Here is a 17,503-nt window from a genome sequence, read left to right on the forward strand (position 1 = left end):
AAGCATGAATAAAGATATAGTTATTGGGTTTTTAGTTGGTATTATTGCTACATTCTTGGGACTTTTAGTCGCGATACAAATTTTTGGCAATGACGATAACTGGCTTGTGGTATTGAAGCAAAGTGCACAACGAGGCATCTTAACCAAGATGATAAGTCTTGGCGCTTTACCTAATCTGGCAATTTTCTTTTTCTTTCTAAGGAAGAAAAAAGACAATAGAGCTCAAGGTGTTCTCATAGCCACTATGTTAGTTTTTATAATAACTATGATTATTAAATTTTTTAATTAATAATGAAGTATTACATAATTGCAGGCGAAGCCTCTGGCGATTTACACGGATCTAACCTTATGAAAGCTTTATTAAAAGAAGATGATAAAGCTAATATTCGTTTTTGGGGTGGAGATTTAATGCAAGCTGTAGGTGGTGAATTGGTAATGCACTACAAGGAGCGTCAGTTTATGGGTTTTGCAGAAGTGATTATGAATCTTAGAAAAATTTCTGGTCATATTAAATTCTGTAAAAAAGATATTGCACAGTTTCAACCAGATGTTATCATATTTATAGACAATTCTGGTTTTAACTTAAGAATTGCCAAATGGGCAAAAGAACAAAACTTTAAAACGCACTATTATATTTCTCCTCAGGTTTGGGCTTCGAGAGCGAGTCGTGTTGAAAAAATAAAACGTGATGTAGATGCTATGTACTGCATCCTTCCTTTTGAAGAAGCGTTTTATAAGAAGTATGATTACGATGTTCACTTTGTTGGTCATCCACTAATTGATGCCATTGCAGGCCGACCACAAGTTGATGAAACTGAATTTAGAAAAACACATCAACTGAGTAATCAGCCCATTATAGCATTATTGCCAGGCAGTAGAAAACAAGAAATTACCAAAATGCTAGGTGTTATGCTCAGCCTAGTTGATGATTTTAAAGATTATCAATTTGTAATTGCTGGAGCTCCGAGTCAGGATTTTGAGTTTTACAAAACCTTTATTAAAAAGAACAATGTTAGTTTTATTTCTAACAAAACCTATGATCTGCTAAGTATTTCTTATGCTGCTTTGGTGACTTCTGGCACTGCAACATTAGAAACAGCATTATATAAAGTTCCACAAATTGTATGTTATAAAGCGAATGCCATATCGTATCATATTGCAAAACGCATTATAACTTTAAAATTCATTTCACTTGTTAATCTTATTATGGACCGCGAAGTGGTTACCGAATTAATACAAGGTGACCTTAACAAAAAGCGTTTGATAAAAGAGTTAAATGCAATTCTAAATTCAGATAAAAGAGACCAATTATTTTTAGACTATTTTGAACTTGAGAAGAAACTAGGCGGTAAAGGAGCAAGTGAAAAGGCCGCTAAACTTATTGTTGAATCAGTAAGCAGTATATAAAACCTTATGAAAAAAATTATATTACTTATTTGTGTTATTGCCACATTAACAAGTTGTAAAGCCAAAAAATCATATTCTACATCAAAGAAGCGACAAACACATTCAGTAAAAGTAAACCCAAATATTAAACCTACACAAGAAGGAGAAGCTATCGCCAGATATGCTAAAAAATTTAATGGTACACGTTACAAATATGGTGGTACTACAAAGCGTGGCATGGATTGCTCTGGATTGGTCTACACTACATTTAAAGACAATAACATTTCTGTACCAAGAACAACTGGCAGCTTATCCTCTTATGGAGATTGGATAGATCTTAAAGAAGTTAATGTTGGTGACTTGGTCTTCTTTGCAACAAGAAAGAATAGCAGAAAAGTTAACCATGTTGGGATTGTAACCAATGTACGCACTGGTAATGTAGAATTCATTCATGCCTCAACAAGCAGAGGAGTTATGATTTCTTCTTTAGCAGAAAAATACTGGTATTTTGCTTTCGTTCAGGCGAGGCGCATACTTTAATCTAAATCTTATTTATTATCATTCTATTTATTAATAATTAAATAACAAAGTTTACGATAGAAATACTTTTTCTTAATAATGCATTCAAAATGTGTTAATACTGTCCGAGTAGTTTTGCTTCAATTAATTAACATAACTACCAATGAAAACTTTAAAACACATTACATTATTATTTATTTTTTGTTGCATTGTATCGTGCAAGAGCGATGATGACAACAATAGTCAACAAGAAAATTTGGTTGAGCTGAGATCTCACTCACAAACACCTGTTTTACTTAAGTTAGAACCTGAATTCTCTAACGTAAACATTTACAATTTTCTATCTTCTGAAGACCAATTAGCAGATACGCCAAACTTTGTTTATGGTTCTATGGCAGATGGTGCTGGTTTATTAAAAAACTCAGACAACACTTACACGCTTATAAATAATATTGAAGCAGATTACTCAATTGCTAGAATTACGTTAGATGAAACTTTTAAACCCGTTGCTGGAGAATATATCTTAAACGCTGCTGCAACTGCTGCAACTGCACAGTGTTCTGGATCATTAATCACTATGGAAGAGCACGGATTTGGTCCACTATATCTTTCTGGTGGTGAATGGGGAGGAGCATCAAAAGGTGTTTTTGCCACTGACCCATACAAATCTCCAAACTCAGCATCTTCTGCATTAATGTTACCAGCTTGGGGACAGTGGTCTACTGAAAACGCTGTTGTTATTGGCAAAGATGCTTATCCAAACAAAACCGTTGCATTTATAGGCGATGACCATTCTGACAATGTAGTACCATCTGGTCAGTTGGGTATGTATGTTGGTGATTTTGCCGATTTAAACGGTGGTCAACTATACGGATTAAGAGTTACACAAGCTGGTATTAACTTTGAAATGGATATGCAAGAAGGTCAATCTTATCCTATTGATTTTGTAGCTCTAGAAGAAACAAATATTGATTTACTAGATGCTGAAGCTAAAAATAAAGGCGTAATGGGCTTCTCTAGATTAGAAGATATCGATTGGAGAAGAGGTTCTGCTTCAAACAACAGAGAAATTTACTTCTGTGTAACAGGAAGACAAAAGCCAGATTTAGTTGGTAAAGGAACTACTTACGGTCGCGTTTACAAAGTAGTTTTAAATGAAAACGACCCAACTGCTGCTGGTACAATTACCTGTGTTTTAGATGGTGATTTACCAAATGGTATAGCTAAGGCTTTTCATAGTCCTGACAACATCTTAGTAACTGAAAACTATGCTTACATCCAAGAAGACCCAAATGGATATTTTGATAATGCTGACAAAATGCACTATGCACGTTTATACCAATATAACTTAAATACTGGAGCATTAAAGGTTGTTTTGGAGTGTGACCAAGATGTTGCTGCTGCTCAAGGGTATGGAACTACCACTGGTATTTGGGAACTTACAGGTATGATAGACATTTCTGACGTTATAGGTGTTGATGAATCGTTTATCCTTATTACTCAAAATCATGGTTGGGAGCCTGCAGATGGTTCTGCTTTTACAGACCCTAATGCAAATCCTGCAGCAGATAGCAGAAAAGAAGGAAGCATGTTATATGTACTACAAGGATTAGACAGATAAGATGAATATAACCATTTTAAAAAAGGCATACATTTTAATGGTATGCCTTTTTGCTTTAAACTATAGCTGCAAAAATGACAAAGATTATACTGCAGTAATTCAAAATGAAAAGGTTACACCTCTAGATTTTTTGGCAGAAAGCTACAAATCTAATTTGAACCAATGTATAGATGCGCTTGAAGCACTTGAAAATGCAACAAGTTTTGAAACTGCTCTTTCCTACTACAGAGAGGCCAGAAATCATTTTAAAAGCATAGAGCCGATCCTCTCATTTATAGACAAAAACAATTACATGTCCTTAAATGCGCCTAACATTTTAAAAATTGAAGAGGAAGATGCCACAGACATAAAAATCAAAAAACCGTTTGGTTTTCAAGTTATAGAAGAAATACTACATGAAAAACCTTTAGATCTAGCTTCTGTTTCTAATATTACCGAAAAGACAAAAAACAGATTAAAGCTTATAGAACAAAACACACATATAAAGCTTAAAGATTATCATGTCATTTGGCTTATTAGAGATCAAATTGCTAGAACTGCTCTAACTGGTATTACTGGTTTTGATTCTCCCGTATTGGAGGCTTCTTTAACCGAAGCTCAACTAGGTTATGAAACCATTAAGAATATTTTAAACACATATGCTGAAAACTTTTCAGACCAAACGTTATTAAAAAAGTGGAATACTGAAATTAAGGTATCAATTAAAGCACTTCAAGGAGACTTTAATAGTTTTGACAGGTATCATTTCATTAAAAATCATACACATAAGCAACTAGCACTACTAAATGAAACTGTGAAAGATTGGAATTTAGAGTTTCCTTTTGAATTAGCTTTCAACAATACGATGACATCATTATTTTCAGATGACACTTTTAATATTGATTTTTTTGCGGACTACGTAGAAATTGATTCTTTAAAACAGACTAAACAACAACTAGGAAAGACCCTTTTTAATGATAAAAAGTTATCAGCCAACAATACGATGAGTTGTGCAACTTGCCACAAACAAGAATTAGCTTTTACAGATGGTTTAAAGATTTTTCCAAAGCAAAAACGCAACACACCAACGTTAACCTATGCTGCATTGCAACAAAGCTTTTTCTACGATGGAAGAACAGGTAATTTAGAAGGACAAATTGTAGATGTAGTAAATAATGTTAACGAGTTTCATAGCGATTTATCAAATCTACAAGCTGTAATAAAAACGGACAGTACTTACTTTAAATCCTTCAACCAGCTATATCCAAATGGAGTTACGGATGCTAATATTAGGAATGCTATTGCTATTTACGTTAGAAGTTTGAATAAATTCAATTCAAAATTTGACAATAATATCAATAACATTGAGCAAACCATAACCCAATCTGAGATTAATGGTTTTAATCTATTTATGGGCAAAGCAAAATGTGCTACTTGTCATTTTGCTCCAGTATTTAATGGTACAGTACCACCAAACTTTACAGAAACCGAGTTTGAACTATTAGGTGTACCTAAATCAACCAGTTTGCCTGCTATCGCTGACACGGATTTGGGAAGATATCATATTTTTAAAACTGAAGAAAGAAAACACTTTTTTAAAACACCAACAGTTAGAAACATTTCTAAAACTGCACCATATATGCACAATGGAGCTTACGCAGATTTAGAGACCTTAATGGATTTTTACAATAACGGAGGTGGAATAGGACTTGGTTTAGAATTTGAATACCAAACTCTCCCGCCAGATTCATTACACTTACAACCAAATGAGATAAAAGATATTATTGCATTTATGAATAGCCTAGAAGACAAATAACTCGAAACCTTAACAAGAAACAGACTACAAATTATTATATTAGTAACTCATAATCATGAAGTTACTAAATTTCACCATAATAAAACTTACAGTTTGTCTTATTCTAGGCATTTGTATTGCACATTATTTTAAACCAAATTTTAGCATAGCCATTTACCTTTCCTTAGGTTTAATGGCTATTCTTTTTATTTACTATTTAATACTTAGAGATTCATACAATAAAAAACCGATATTCGGCTTAATTTCTTATTTCTGTATGATAAGTTTGGGCATTAATGCCTATAATTTTCAAAATGACAAGATTCGTCAATCACATTACAGCAACTTAGATTTCAATGACTCTATTGAATTAACGTTCAAAATCAAAGAGCGTTTAAAATCAGATCTGTATAACGATAAGTATATTGTTTCATTGATTTCTACTAATAAGCGTGAAGCTTCTGGAAAACTACTTATCAATATTAAAAGAGACTCTTCATCTAGCTCACTACCTGTTGATGCTGTCATTTATAGTAAATCTGCTTTAAAAAATATTCAAAAGCCTCTAAATCCGCATCAATTTGATTACAGCAAGTATCTGGATCTGAGACAAGTGTACAACCAAATTTATCTTCAACAGAATCAATTCTTAATACTTTCAGACCAACCTACTACTATTTATGGGTATGCAGATTTATTTAGGACTACTATCAACAATAAATTGGTTGATGCTGGTTTTAAAGATGATGTTTTAAGCATTATCAATGCGCTACTTTTAGGTCAAAGACAGACTATTGACAAAAGCATTTATAACAATTATGTGAATTCTGGTACTATTCATATTCTAGCGGTTTCCGGTCTGCATGTTGGTATTTTATTACTCATCCTCAATTTTATTTTTAGACCATTACTACTACTTAAATACGGATACGTTCTTAGACCAATAGTTATTATTACGATACTTTGGTTATTTGCTATTGTAGCAGGATTATCACCTTCCGTTACCAGAGCTGTTACGATGTTCAGCATTATAAGTTTTGCTATGCATCTTAAACGACCTACGAATATTTACAACACACTAGCCATTTCTGCATTTTTTATTCTGCTTGTAAAGCCTACATTTTTGTTTGAAGTCGGTTTTCAGATGAGCTATTTAGCGGTTTTAGGCATTGTTAGTATTCAACCTATTTTATATATAATCTGGCAACCAAAATATTGGACTTTAGATAAACCTTGGCAGATATTTACGGTTACGCTAGCAGCACAAGCTGGTGTTCTGCCTATTAGTTTATTCTATTTTCATCAGTTTCCAGGTTTGTTCTTTATATCTAATCTTGTGGTAATTCCTTTTTTAGGATTAATTCTTGGTTTTGGCCTTTTAGTGATTTCCATGGCTCTAGTTGGTTTTCTTCCTAAACCTATTGTTGAAATTTATAGTTTAATTATAGAATGGTTAAATGGATTTATAGCTTGGGTAGCTCAGTTTGAAGACTTTTTATTTAGAGATATTCCTTTTGCTTTAATTCAGGTATTAATAACTTACATCTTAATCATTAGTGCTGTTCAGCTCTATAAATTAAAAACATATAAATGGCTAGCTATTTGCCTTGTTAGTATTATTGCTTTGCAAGGCACTTATCTTTTTAATAAATTTCATAATCAAAATGAATCTTTAATTGTCTTTAATAAAAGTCGTTTTTCTGTTATAGGATTTAAACGGAAAGACAGACTTGAGGTTCATCATAATTTAGATGCTTCAAAACTTAATAATGATAACATCATTAAGAATTATAAAGTTGGTGAATTAATTAACAGTGTAGCTCAATCTAAACTACATGATATTTATCAATTTAAAAACAAGCGATTATTAATTATAGATAGCTTAGGAATTTATAAAAACCTATCTTTTCGACCAGATTTCATCTTACTTCGCGATTCTCCAAAAGTTAACCTAGAAAGAGTTATTGATAGCATTAAACCTCAACAAATTATTGCAGATGCTAGTAATTACAAATCTTATGTAAAACATTGGAAAACTACATGTAGAAACAAAAAAATCCCTTTCCATTATACAAATGAAAAGGGAGCTTTCATTATTAAATAATTCTTAAAGACTTATTCTCGATACAATTTTTATAAACCTAGTTTAGAAAAATCACTCGAATTGACGGTTCTTATTATTCCTTAAAAGTAGGCTCAAAGTTTTTATAATACTCATTAAACTTTTCTTGAGTATCCATTTCTTTGTACTTATCTGTCTTAAAAAGTTTTAAGTATAATTCTAATTGACGTGGTTTTAAATATCCAGAAATTGGTGCAATATACTCTCCTTCTTCATCAAAAAACACCATTGTTGGATACGCTCTTACCTTAAGAGAGCGTGCAAACTCGTGGGCGCTATTTCGTCTATTAGCTTTTGCCGGATCATAATTAGGATTGGTATATGTTTTATCTTTATAGGTTACTGTATCATTACCTTCTGCATTGAATTTTACTGCATAATAATGCTCGTTTACGTAATTTACAACATCTTCATTGTGAAAGGTATTTTTATCAAGCATCTTACATGGACCACACCAATTGGTATAAACATCCATAATGATTTTTTTAGGTGCTTTTTCCTGAAGCTTAATTGCTTCTTCTAAAGTCATCCAATTGATTTCTTTTTCTGGTGACTCTGTAGTCTTTTGAAAAGACACTAATGTTCCAAAAGCTATAAAGGCTATAAGTAATTTTGTTTTTCCCATAACTGATTTGTTGCAATTCTTATACCGAACTTACAAAAAATGCTCCTGATTAGGAGCATTTTCTAATTATTTTAATAAATATGCTGCTATTTAACACCATGCATTAGTTTTTTCAGCACAGGATTTAACAAATATACTAACACACCTGCAGCAACTGGCACAATAGTAAAAATCATAAAGAATGTAGATAAGCTATACTCTTTAGTTATATTTTCTATCTGACCTCCTATAACCGCTGCTAATTTATTACCTATTGCTATTGCCAAATACCACATACCAAACATAAAACCAATCATTCTGGCAGGCACTAACTTACTTACATAAGATAAACCAACTGGAGATAAGCAAAGTTCTCCTAGTGTATGAAATAGATAAGCTAAGATTAGCCATATCATACTTACTTTAACACCTTCTTGGATTCCAGCAGAACCAAACGCTAGCAATCCAAATCCTACACCCATTATAATTAATCCTAACGCATATTTACTTGCTGCAGAAGGATTATATTTACTTTCCCACCAACGAGAAAAGAATGAAGCAAAAGCAATAATAAAGAATGAATTAAGAATACTAAACCAAGACACAGTAATCTCTACCTCATTTTGTTTTACCTTGGTTATTGTAGCTTCAACTACACCATTATCTCTATTTAAATTCTTACCATTTTCTCGTGCAAAAGCTAAACGTTCTTCTGTAAGGTATCCAAACTCTGTGCCTTCATTATTTTTAGCAATCATATAGATTTTATCGCCTGTATTTAACTCTTGTGGCTCTGCTACAGAAGTTGTCTTTTCTTCAATAACATATGCAGGGTTTAGAACCATATTTTCTGTAATAGCTGTATTGAAGTACAATTCTTTTAAAGGAATTTTTAAAACTTCTTTTTCTTTTTTGTGATAATAAACTATGGCCTCTTTACTACTATCAAATGATAGAACTTTATTCACATACTCCTCATTAAACTTCTTCTGTTCCTTCTTCTTCTCTTTATTATCGTATAACTCAGACTCTTTTAGCTTCACAAACTTTCCATCATAGGCAATACTATCTATTGTTACAGATTTTTCTTTACCATCCACAAGAGCAGAAAATGTACCTGAAAGAATCTTGTCTTTATACAGCTCTAGCCTGCTTTCATCAACTTTATAGCTATTAGATTCAGCATTTGTTTTAACGACCTTGTAAGACACATCATAAGCTACCGTATTAAAATCGCGATTAAGCATCCACCCTACGATTGCCCACATTAATAAAAAACATACCACAAGCACTATATTTGATGTAGAAATTTTATTGTACGTTTTCTTCCATAGTAAGTAAAGCACATAGGTTATAATTACTAAAGGAATAACTGTCAATAAAGCATTAATAATGTTAAATGTTATTGCCGCATTACCACTTAGCATTCTATCTACGTTATCTCTGGCAAATACAATTAGCGATGACGCTCCTTGCTCAAAAGACATCCAAAAGAAGACTGTAAAAAATGCAAAAATGATAAAAGCTATCATACGGTCTCTAATGACTTTAGTGTAGCGTCCTATTCTACTAATTACTAAATACAAAAACGCAACTAGAGCAAAAAGCACTGCTACATACTGACCTTCTAGACTTCCTATTCTAAGTGCAGAGAACATATCAAAACCTGCAATTTTTGACAACGGATCATTAAAAGCATATCCTAAACCAATTACCGATGAAATAAGAATAAGGATTTTATCTATAGTTGTAAAAGGATTTGGTTTTTCGTCATCACCATCATCACTTCTCTTCTCTGGGTATTCTTCATTAATATTTTGAGGAATCTCTAATTCAACATTTTTAGATGGTTTAGCACCTATATCACCAAATAATTTTCCAGCTAACCAAAACTGAATAGTACCTAATAACATAAACACACCTGCAAGACCAAAGCCCCAAGCCCATCCAATCTTTTCTGCTAAATAGCCACATAACATCATACCAAAAAATGCACCTGCATTAACACCCATGTAATAGATAGTATAAGCACCATCCTTTTTTTCTGGGTTTTCTTTATACATTTCAGAAATAATCGATGTCATTGTAGGTTTAAAAAATCCTGTTCCAATAACTAACAACGCTAATCCTATATAAAGAGACACTTCGGTTTCAAAAGCCATTGAGGCATGTCCTAAGGTCATAATAAAAGCACCAATAATAACAGCCCAACGATAACCTGTAAATTTATCCGCAATGATTCCTCCTACAATTGGAGTTATATAAAGCAACATAGCATAAGTACCAAATAGTGCACCTGCGTTTTCAACAGACCACTCCCATCCTGGATTGTAGCCAACTAAAGCCATTGTTAAAAAATTCACTAAAAGAACACGCATTCCATAAAATGAAAAACGCTCCCACATTTCTGTAAAAAATAAAACAAAAAGTCCTGCTGGATGCCCTAGAACTTTATCCTTGAATAGATTTTGAATATCTGTGCTCATAAAAAAAAGCTAATTTAGTTAGTAGAGAAAACCCTCGTAAATATTAGTCTACGAGGGAATTGATTTATTGTTAGTTATTAATATCTGGATCTGCTATTTCGTACTTTTCAGCCTCAAGCATTTCGTGTTCGTTGTCTTCTGCTCCATGTGTTAATTTCTTTAATCGCTTTAAGAACAAAATAAGAAGTAAGCCAAATGCTACAGTGAAAATCACCAACCATTTAAAAGTAGTATACTCTACTTCACTTTGTTGCTCTTCTAACACAAAAGACACACCATAATCTTTTCCATCACCCTTATTTTCTGTAATCTGAGCTTTATCCTTATCCTTTTCAAAAACAAGCTTAGCATGATATGGGTTAGAAGCAGTAATTTTATTTTCTTTTAAGGTTGCTAAAAGTTCTGATGTGTTAGAATCTTCTTTTTTTGAGAGCTCAAAAATATTATTAAGGTCTGTCCCCTTTTCATATTCTTTGAAAATCACTTTATCATTCTCAGAGTAAACAGATGCTTTTACAGAAAAGTTTTTGTCTTCATTTATTGGATAATCAAAAATCTTCTTTATTCCACTTTCTGTCTTTACCTCAATTGTGTCTTTACTCATATATGGCATGACTGCTTCTTTACTTACAGTCATCTTACCTTCAAACGGTTCTAACTGAGCAGACTCACCAATACTTCCCGCAAGTTTATTACCAAAACCTGTTGCTGCAAAATATACTCCCATCATAATTGAAGCATACTTTAAAGGCGCTAACTTAGTAATGAACGATAATGCTACAGGAGATGTACATAACTCTCCTATTGTATGAAACAAATAAGCAAGGAAAATCCAAATCATAGCAGCTTTACCAAAGGTCTCAGCACTTGCTTCCTTTGATGCAAGCATCATAAAAACATAACCAAGTCCCATTATAATGGTACCAATTGCCATTTTAAATAATGAAGAAGACTCTTTTCCTTTCTTTTTCCACCAGATCCAGAAACCACCAATTATAGTTCCGAAAATAATGATATAACCTGCATTTAACGACTGGAATACAGCCGCTGGTATTTCAGCTAACCAACTCCACCCTGTAGTTCTATCTACTTTTGCATCTGTGTAAAGATTCATTAAGCCTCCTGCTTGCTCAAAAGCTCCCCAAAACACAACTACAATTAAAAATGAAATGAGTAAAACTACAACTCTATCTTTTTCAATTTTATTTAATGGTCTTTTTGCGGCTTCCTGTTCTGCCAATGAAGCTTCTTGTCCTCCAGAAAACTCACCAACACCCTTTAAGAACTTCTGTCCCCAAACAAAAACTAATTGCCCAAGTAACATACCTATACCTGCTAAACCAAATCCATAATGCCAACCATAGTAATATGCCACAAGACCTACTGTAATACTAGCCAAAAATGCACCAATATTAATACCGATATAAAATATAGTGAAACCACTATCTCTACGAATATCTCCTTCTTTATACAAACCACCTACCATAGTAGAAATATTTGGCTTAAGACCACCAACACCTAGAATAATTAAAAGTAATCCTGTAAAAAACGCCCAATCTTGTGGTATTGCTAAAATACCATGTCCAAAACAAAGTAAAAGTCCACCAAGCATTACGGTTTTCTTTTGACCTAAAAATTTATCAGCAATCCAACCTCCTGGTATTGAAGCAACATACACCAACATTGTATACCATCCATATAACCAAATAGCATCTTTGTTTGTCCACCCTAATCCTGGATCTATTGCTGTAGCAGATGTTGCCATGTATAATACCAAAATACCACGCATTCCATAATAAGAAAAGCGCTCCCACATTTCGGTAAAAAACAAAATGAATAAACCTACTGGATGTCCAAATAGTTCTTTTTGGTGCGGTTGTTTAATTGCTGTTGACATATAATTTGTATTAGTTAGTTTTAGTTAGTTAGCCTTTAATTTTTGACATTTCCTTTTCTCCTTTATTAGCATTTTGCATTTTGTCTCCTAAAGTTTTGTGGATAAAATTGGTCATCTTTTTATAAAGGTGTAGTCTTGTGTTTCCGCCATAAATACCATGGTTTTTATCTGGATAAATCATCCATTCAAATTGCTTATCTGCTTGTATTAAAGCTTCAACCATGCGCATGGTATTTTGTACATGTACATTATCATCTCCTGTTCCGTGTATTAATAAAAAGTCTCCTTTTAACTTATCTACATGGTTAATTGGTGAGTTATCATCGTAACCACTAGGATTTTCATCTGGTGTGGTCATATAACGCTCGGTATAAATTGTGTCATAGAATCTCCAACTCGTCACAGGCGCTACTGCTATTGCCATTTTAAATACATCATTACCTTTAAATAAAGCATTGCTACTCATAAAACCACCATAACTCCATCCCCAAATTCCGATACGAGAAGCATCTATATAAGGCAGCGATCCTAACTTTTTAGCCGCTTCTATTTGGTCTTCAACTTCATATTTCCCTAATTCTTTTTGTGTAACTTTTTTGAATTCTGCTCCCTTAAAACCTGTTCCTCTTCCATCTATACAAACTACAATATAGCCTTGTTGTGCCAGCATTTGATACCAATAATCATTGGCACCATTCCATCGGTTCGCCACTTGCTGAGAACCTGGACCTGAATATTGATACATAAATAATGGATACTGCTTACTTTCATCAAAATCAGCAGGTTTTATCATCCACATATTTAAGTCATTACCATTGATATTAATAGTACTGAATTCTTTTTGTGAGGTAACGTAATCACCTACTTTTTGTGCCAACTTATCATTATCCTTGATACTTTTTACCAAGTCTCCAGACTTTGAATCGTGCAACGTATATTCGTATGGTGTGGTTGCACTAGAATGCGTATTGATAAAATAGGTGAAATCAGCACTAAAAGAAGCACTGTTAGTCCCTTCGGTTTTTGTTAATCGAGTCTTATTTTTTCCATTTAACTTTATGGAATATACATCTCTGTTTATAGAACCATTCTCTGTGGACTGAAAGTAAATGGTGTTGGCCTTTTCATTAAAGCCGTAGTAGTCGGTAACCTCCCAATCACCATCTGTTACTTGATTTATTAACTTTCCTGATTTATCATAGTGGTAAATATGATTGAAACCATCCTTCTCACTCGTCCAGATAAAGCTATGATCTTTCAAGAATGTTAAATTGAAGGTTACGTCAATATACGCATCATCCTTTTCAGCCAACACCAAATCTGAAGTATTAGTTTTAGCGTTTATAAACCAGAGATCCAATTCGTTTTGATGACGATTCATATATTGGGCACTAAGCACATCAGCATCTTTGGTCCACTTTAGTCTTGGAATATAAAAATCATTATAAGACTTATTCACCTTTACTTCGGAGAGTTTTCCCGAATCTAAATCATACAAATGTAAAGACACCTTAGAATTAGCTTCACCAGCTTTGGGGTATTTAAAAACTTGCTGAGTTTGGTATAAATCAGAGCCATAAACATCCATTGAAAATTCAGGAACTTCAGATTCATCAAAACGGATAAAAGCAATTTTATTTCCATCTGCATTCCAATCAAAAGCTCTTACAAAACTAAATTCTTCTTCATAAACCCAATCGGTAATACCATTAATGATTTTGTTTTTCTCACCATCAAATGTGATTTGCGTTACATCACCAGATTTTAAATCCTTTACATAGAGATTATTCTCAAAACCGTAAGCTATTTTATCCGCATCTGGTGAGAATGTTGGTTCCTGAACCAAATTATCTGAAACCTTCGTTAACTTTTCGGTTTCGATGTCATAGATATAATATTCACCTAAAGTAGAGCGTCTAAACACTGGGATAGAATTAGTGGTTAAAAGCACTTTAGACTCATCTTCACTAAAACTGTAATCAAAAAAACCTCGGATATCAGTCAAATTTGCTGAAGACACCAAGGTCTTAACTTTTTTCAAAGTTTTATAATCGTAAATATCTATTGTTGAAACTCCATTTTGCCTATCGTAATTTAAAACGGAATATTGTGTTCCGTTGTTCATAGAATGTAAGGCTTGCATACCTTCTGTTCTAAAGGCTCCACTCCAAATTTCTTCGAGGGTAATTTGTTTATCCTGACTGTAAATCAATGTAGTAGTTAGGAATCCAATAATAGCTACGAAGTATCTCAATTTCATATTAATCTTTTTTCAATAAAGCAATGCCAAGTTTACTAAAAAATATGCAAAAATCAGGCATTATTAACAGTAAATCGGCAATAATAATCGATTATGCACACATTTTATGCCAATCCTAAGTATCTTTGCAATTTAAAATCAATTTAACCATGCCAACTGCTATTTCTGGCTTCTCTAAACTATCTAAATCTGAAAAGATTGAATGGCTTTTAGACACTTATTTTTCTAACAAAGAAGATGCTCGAAACCTCGTACAACAGTATTGGAATTCTGACGAAAAGCTTCAAAAGCTTCACGATGAGTTTATAGAAAACACCATTACAAATTATTATTTACCACTTGGTGTTGCGCCAAATTTCTCAATCAATAATAAACTCTACACCATCCCAATGGCAATAGAAGAGAGTTCTGTGGTTGCAGCAGCAAGTAAAGCAGCAAAATTTTGGCTGGATAGAGGTGGTTTTAAGGCTGAAGTGATTTCGACTGAAAAAATTGGTCAGGTTCATTTTACGTATTCTGGCAATTTTGAAGCGTTACTTTCGTTTTTTGAAAGTGTAAAACCAAAACTGATTGAAGACACCAAAGCCATAACTAAAAATATGGAACGTCGTGGTGGTGGTATTTTAGATATTGAACTTAAAAATAAAACCGAAGATTTAGAGCACTACTACCAATTGCATGCAACGTTTGAAACACTAGATGCAATGGGTGCCAACTTTATAAATTCTTGTTTAGAACAGTTTGCTAAAACCTTTAAAGCCGAAGCGCAAGCACAATTAGAAGACGATGTAAATATTGTAATGAGCATACTCTCTAACTACGTACCAAATTGCCTAGTTAGAGCTGAAGTGTCTTGCCCTATCACTGATTTAAAAAGTAAAGACATAACAAACCCTTCACTTTTTGCAGAGAAATTTAAACAAGCTGTTAGCATTGCTGAAGTTGAACCTTACAGAGCTGTAACACACAACAAAGGTATAATGAACGGCATTGACGCTGTGGTTTTAGCAACAGGTAACGACTTTAGAGCTATTGAAGCTGGCGTACATGCTTATGCTTCAAAAGATGGTAAGTACTCAAGCTTAACGCACTGCTCAATTGAAAACGACACTTTTAAATTTTGGATTGAAATTCCACTTGCATTGGGAACAGTTGGCGGCTTAACAAGCTTACACCCTTTAGTTAAATTTGCTTTAGAAATGCTAGAAAAACCATCTGCAAAAGATTTAATGAAAATTGTTTCTGTGGCAGGTTTAGCTCAGAATTTTGCAGCTGTAAAATCCTTAACCACTACTGGTATTCAAGAAGGCCATATGAAGATGCATTTAATGAACATATTAAATCAGTTTGAAGCTACCTCAGAAGAAAAAGAAAAAATAGTAGAGCATTTTAAAACTAATGTGGTAACACATAGTGCAGTTGTTGAAGCTATTGAAAACGTAAGGAAAATTTAATTTAAACTGGTGACTGAGCGTAGTCGAAGTCACATTATTAGTCATATAATGCCAAAAGGACACGTTTATATATTAGAATGCGCTGATGGTTCATATTATACTGGCAGTACTATTGACATCGAAAAACGTATTGCAGAGCATAATGATGGTAAAGGTGCAAATCATACAAAAAAGCGTCTACCTGTAGTGCTAAAATATATTGAAGAGTTTCAAAGAATAGATGATGCTTTTTATAGAGAGAAACAAATTCAAGGTTGGAGTAGAGCTAAAAAAGAAGCTTTAATAAACAAACAACATAAAGAATTAAAAAATCTGGCGGAATGCAAGAATGATAGCCATTACAAATTGTGGCTTCGACTACGCTCAGCCACCGAAAAGCGACTTCGCCCAGCCACCAAAAACCAATCAATAAAAAAATATAAAAGCAACGGAAAATTATTAATCACTGGTGAATACGTTGTACTTGATGGTGCAAAATCATTAGCCATACCTACAAAATATGGTCAAAGTCTTAAAGTAGAAGAAGACAACAGCAATACCCTAAGCTGGAAAAGCTATGATGAAAAGGGTAATGTTTGGTTTGAAAAAAGTTTCACTTTAGATAATGGTGAGATTTTTAAAACCTTTGAGAATGATAATGATATTTCTTCTCGATTAAGACAAATTATTGATGCTGCACAAAGACTTAATCCTGACTTTTTAAAAAACGAAAAAGGTTATAAGGTTTCAACACATTTAGAATTTAATAAAAGTTGGGGACTAGGCACTTCCTCTACATTAATAAACAATATTGCGCAATGGGCAGATGTTAATGCTTATCAGCTTTTAGAAAAAACGTTTGGCGGAAGTGGTTATGACATTGCTTGTGCTCAGCACAACACACCAATTACTTTTCAGTTAGATAAAAACAATCAACCATTAGTTACTTCAATAGATTTTAATCCAAGTTTTAAAGACCAATTATATTTCGTTTACCTTAATCAAAAGCAAAATAGTAGAGATGGTATTAAAGCTTATAAAAGCCTAAATAAAGTTAGTAATGCTGTAATTAATGATATTAATGCTATCACAGAGGAAACAATAAAAACAACATCTCTAGCTGCTTTTGAAAGCTTATTAACTGAACATGAAAATATAATTGGCAAACTACTAAATCAAGATCCTGTAAAATCAAAATTATTCAGGGATTTTAATGGATGTATCAAAAGCCTTGGAGCTTGGGGAGGCGATTTTGTTTTAGCTACCTCTCCTACTAACCCTAAAGATTACTTTAAGTCTAAAGGTCTAGATATTGTAATTCCATATTCTACAATGACATTAACTCAATAACAATAAAAAAGGCTTTACAATTATGTAAAGCCTTTTCTGTTTTATAAGATC

At 33.2% G+C, this 17,503-nt stretch carries 12 protein-coding genes; 8 read left to right on the plus strand and 4 right to left on the minus strand.

The annotated features are described in order from the left end of the window. The first annotated feature begins 4 nt into the window (after nt 1-4). From V1468_RS01225 to V1468_RS01250, 6 genes are all read left to right on the plus strand, one after another. The gene (locus V1468_RS01225) at nt 5-289 is read left to right on the plus strand and encodes a hypothetical protein (RefSeq protein ID WP_331808441.1); all 285 of its coding nucleotides are present in this window, start codon (nt 5-7) and stop codon (nt 287-289) included. Between the two features lie 2 nt (nt 290-291). Then, entirely contained in the window at nt 292-1,407 is a 1,116-nt protein-coding gene (lpxB, locus tag V1468_RS01230) for a lipid-A-disaccharide synthase (RefSeq protein WP_331808442.1), read from the plus strand. A gap of 6 nt (nt 1,408-1,413) precedes the next feature. Next, nucleotides 1,414-1,926: a C40 family peptidase gene (locus V1468_RS01235; RefSeq protein ID WP_331808443.1), complete on the plus strand. Its 513-nt coding sequence runs from the start codon at nt 1,414-1,416 to the stop codon at nt 1,924-1,926. Between the two features lie 142 nt (nt 1,927-2,068). After that, complete coding sequence (locus V1468_RS01240) at nt 2,069-3,526, plus strand: alkaline phosphatase PhoX (protein WP_331808444.1); 1,458 nt, start codon at nt 2,069-2,071, stop codon at nt 3,524-3,526. A gap of 1 nt (nt 3,527) precedes the next feature. Next, entirely contained in the window at nt 3,528-5,321 is a 1,794-nt protein-coding gene (locus V1468_RS01245) for a cytochrome-c peroxidase (protein WP_331808445.1), read from the plus strand. A gap of 55 nt (nt 5,322-5,376) precedes the next feature. Next, nucleotides 5,377-7,404 carry a ComEC/Rec2 family competence protein gene (locus V1468_RS01250; protein ID WP_331808446.1) on the plus strand — a complete coding sequence of 676 codons (2,028 nt, stop codon included), beginning with the start codon at nt 5,377-5,379 and terminating at the stop codon, nt 7,402-7,404. A gap of 73 nt (nt 7,405-7,477) precedes the next feature. Here the strand turns inward: V1468_RS01250 and V1468_RS01255 are convergent, their stop codons facing one another. From V1468_RS01255 to V1468_RS01270, 4 genes are all read right to left on the minus strand, one after another. Continuing rightward, nucleotides 7,478-8,047 carry a thioredoxin family protein gene (locus tag V1468_RS01255; RefSeq protein WP_331808447.1) on the minus strand — a complete coding sequence of 190 codons (570 nt, stop codon included), beginning with the start codon at nt 8,045-8,047 and terminating at the stop codon, nt 7,478-7,480. Nucleotides 8,048-8,133: 86 nt separating this feature from the next. Next, a complete protein-coding gene (locus V1468_RS01260; RefSeq protein ID WP_331808448.1) occupies nt 8,134-10,512 on the minus strand; it encodes an oligopeptide:H+ symporter in 2,379 nt (792 codons plus the stop codon). 70 nt (nt 10,513-10,582) lie between these two features. Then, on the minus strand, nt 10,583-12,409 hold the full coding sequence (locus tag V1468_RS01265; protein WP_331808449.1) for a peptide MFS transporter: 1,827 nt from the start codon (nt 12,407-12,409) through the stop codon (nt 10,583-10,585). A 28-nt stretch (nt 12,410-12,437) separates the two neighbouring features. After that, nucleotides 12,438-14,669 (minus strand): S9 family peptidase, encoded by a 2,232-nt coding sequence (locus V1468_RS01270; RefSeq protein ID WP_331808450.1) that lies wholly within the window; start codon nt 14,667-14,669, stop codon nt 12,438-12,440. A gap of 137 nt (nt 14,670-14,806) precedes the next feature. Here V1468_RS01270 and V1468_RS01275 point away from each other — a divergent pair, with 137 nt between their 5' ends. Continuing rightward, nucleotides 14,807-16,123, plus strand: a complete 1,317-nt coding sequence (locus tag V1468_RS01275) for a hydroxymethylglutaryl-CoA reductase, degradative (RefSeq protein WP_331809333.1) — start codon at nt 14,807-14,809, stop codon at nt 16,121-16,123. A 48-nt stretch (nt 16,124-16,171) separates the two neighbouring features. Next, nucleotides 16,172-17,452: a GYDIA family GHMP kinase gene (locus tag V1468_RS01280; RefSeq protein WP_331808451.1), complete on the plus strand. Its 1,281-nt coding sequence runs from the start codon at nt 16,172-16,174 to the stop codon at nt 17,450-17,452. Nucleotides 17,453-17,503: the final 51 nt, after the last annotated feature.

Source organism: Winogradskyella poriferorum, assembly GCF_036553625.1.
Taxonomy (GTDB): Bacteria; Bacteroidota; Bacteroidia; order Flavobacteriales; family Flavobacteriaceae; genus Winogradskyella; species Winogradskyella poriferorum.

Coding starts and splice junctions, on each gene's coding strand:
- V1468_RS01240 (WP_331808444.1), top strand. CDS start 2,069: ATGAAAACTTTAAAACACATTACATTATTATTTATTTTTTGTTGCATT.
- V1468_RS01260 (WP_331808448.1), bottom strand. CDS start 10,512: ATGAGCACAGATATTCAAAATCTATTCAAGGATAAAGTTCTAGGGCAT.
- lpxB (WP_331808442.1), top strand. CDS start 292: ATGAAGTATTACATAATTGCAGGCGAAGCCTCTGGCGATTTACACGGA.
- V1468_RS01245 (WP_331808445.1), top strand. CDS start 3,528: ATGAATATAACCATTTTAAAAAAGGCATACATTTTAATGGTATGCCTT.
- V1468_RS01235 (WP_331808443.1), top strand. CDS start 1,414: ATGAAAAAAATTATATTACTTATTTGTGTTATTGCCACATTAACAAGT.
- V1468_RS01280 (WP_331808451.1), top strand. CDS start 16,172: ATGCCAAAAGGACACGTTTATATATTAGAATGCGCTGATGGTTCATAT.
- V1468_RS01250 (WP_331808446.1), top strand. CDS start 5,377: ATGAAGTTACTAAATTTCACCATAATAAAACTTACAGTTTGTCTTATT.
- V1468_RS01225 (WP_331808441.1), top strand. CDS start 5: ATGAATAAAGATATAGTTATTGGGTTTTTAGTTGGTATTATTGCTACA.
- V1468_RS01265 (WP_331808449.1), bottom strand. CDS start 12,409: ATGTCAACAGCAATTAAACAACCGCACCAAAAAGAACTATTTGGACAT.
- V1468_RS01255 (WP_331808447.1), bottom strand. CDS start 8,047: ATGGGAAAAACAAAATTACTTATAGCCTTTATAGCTTTTGGAACATTA.
- V1468_RS01270 (WP_331808450.1), bottom strand. CDS start 14,669: ATGAAATTGAGATACTTCGTAGCTATTATTGGATTCCTAACTACTACA.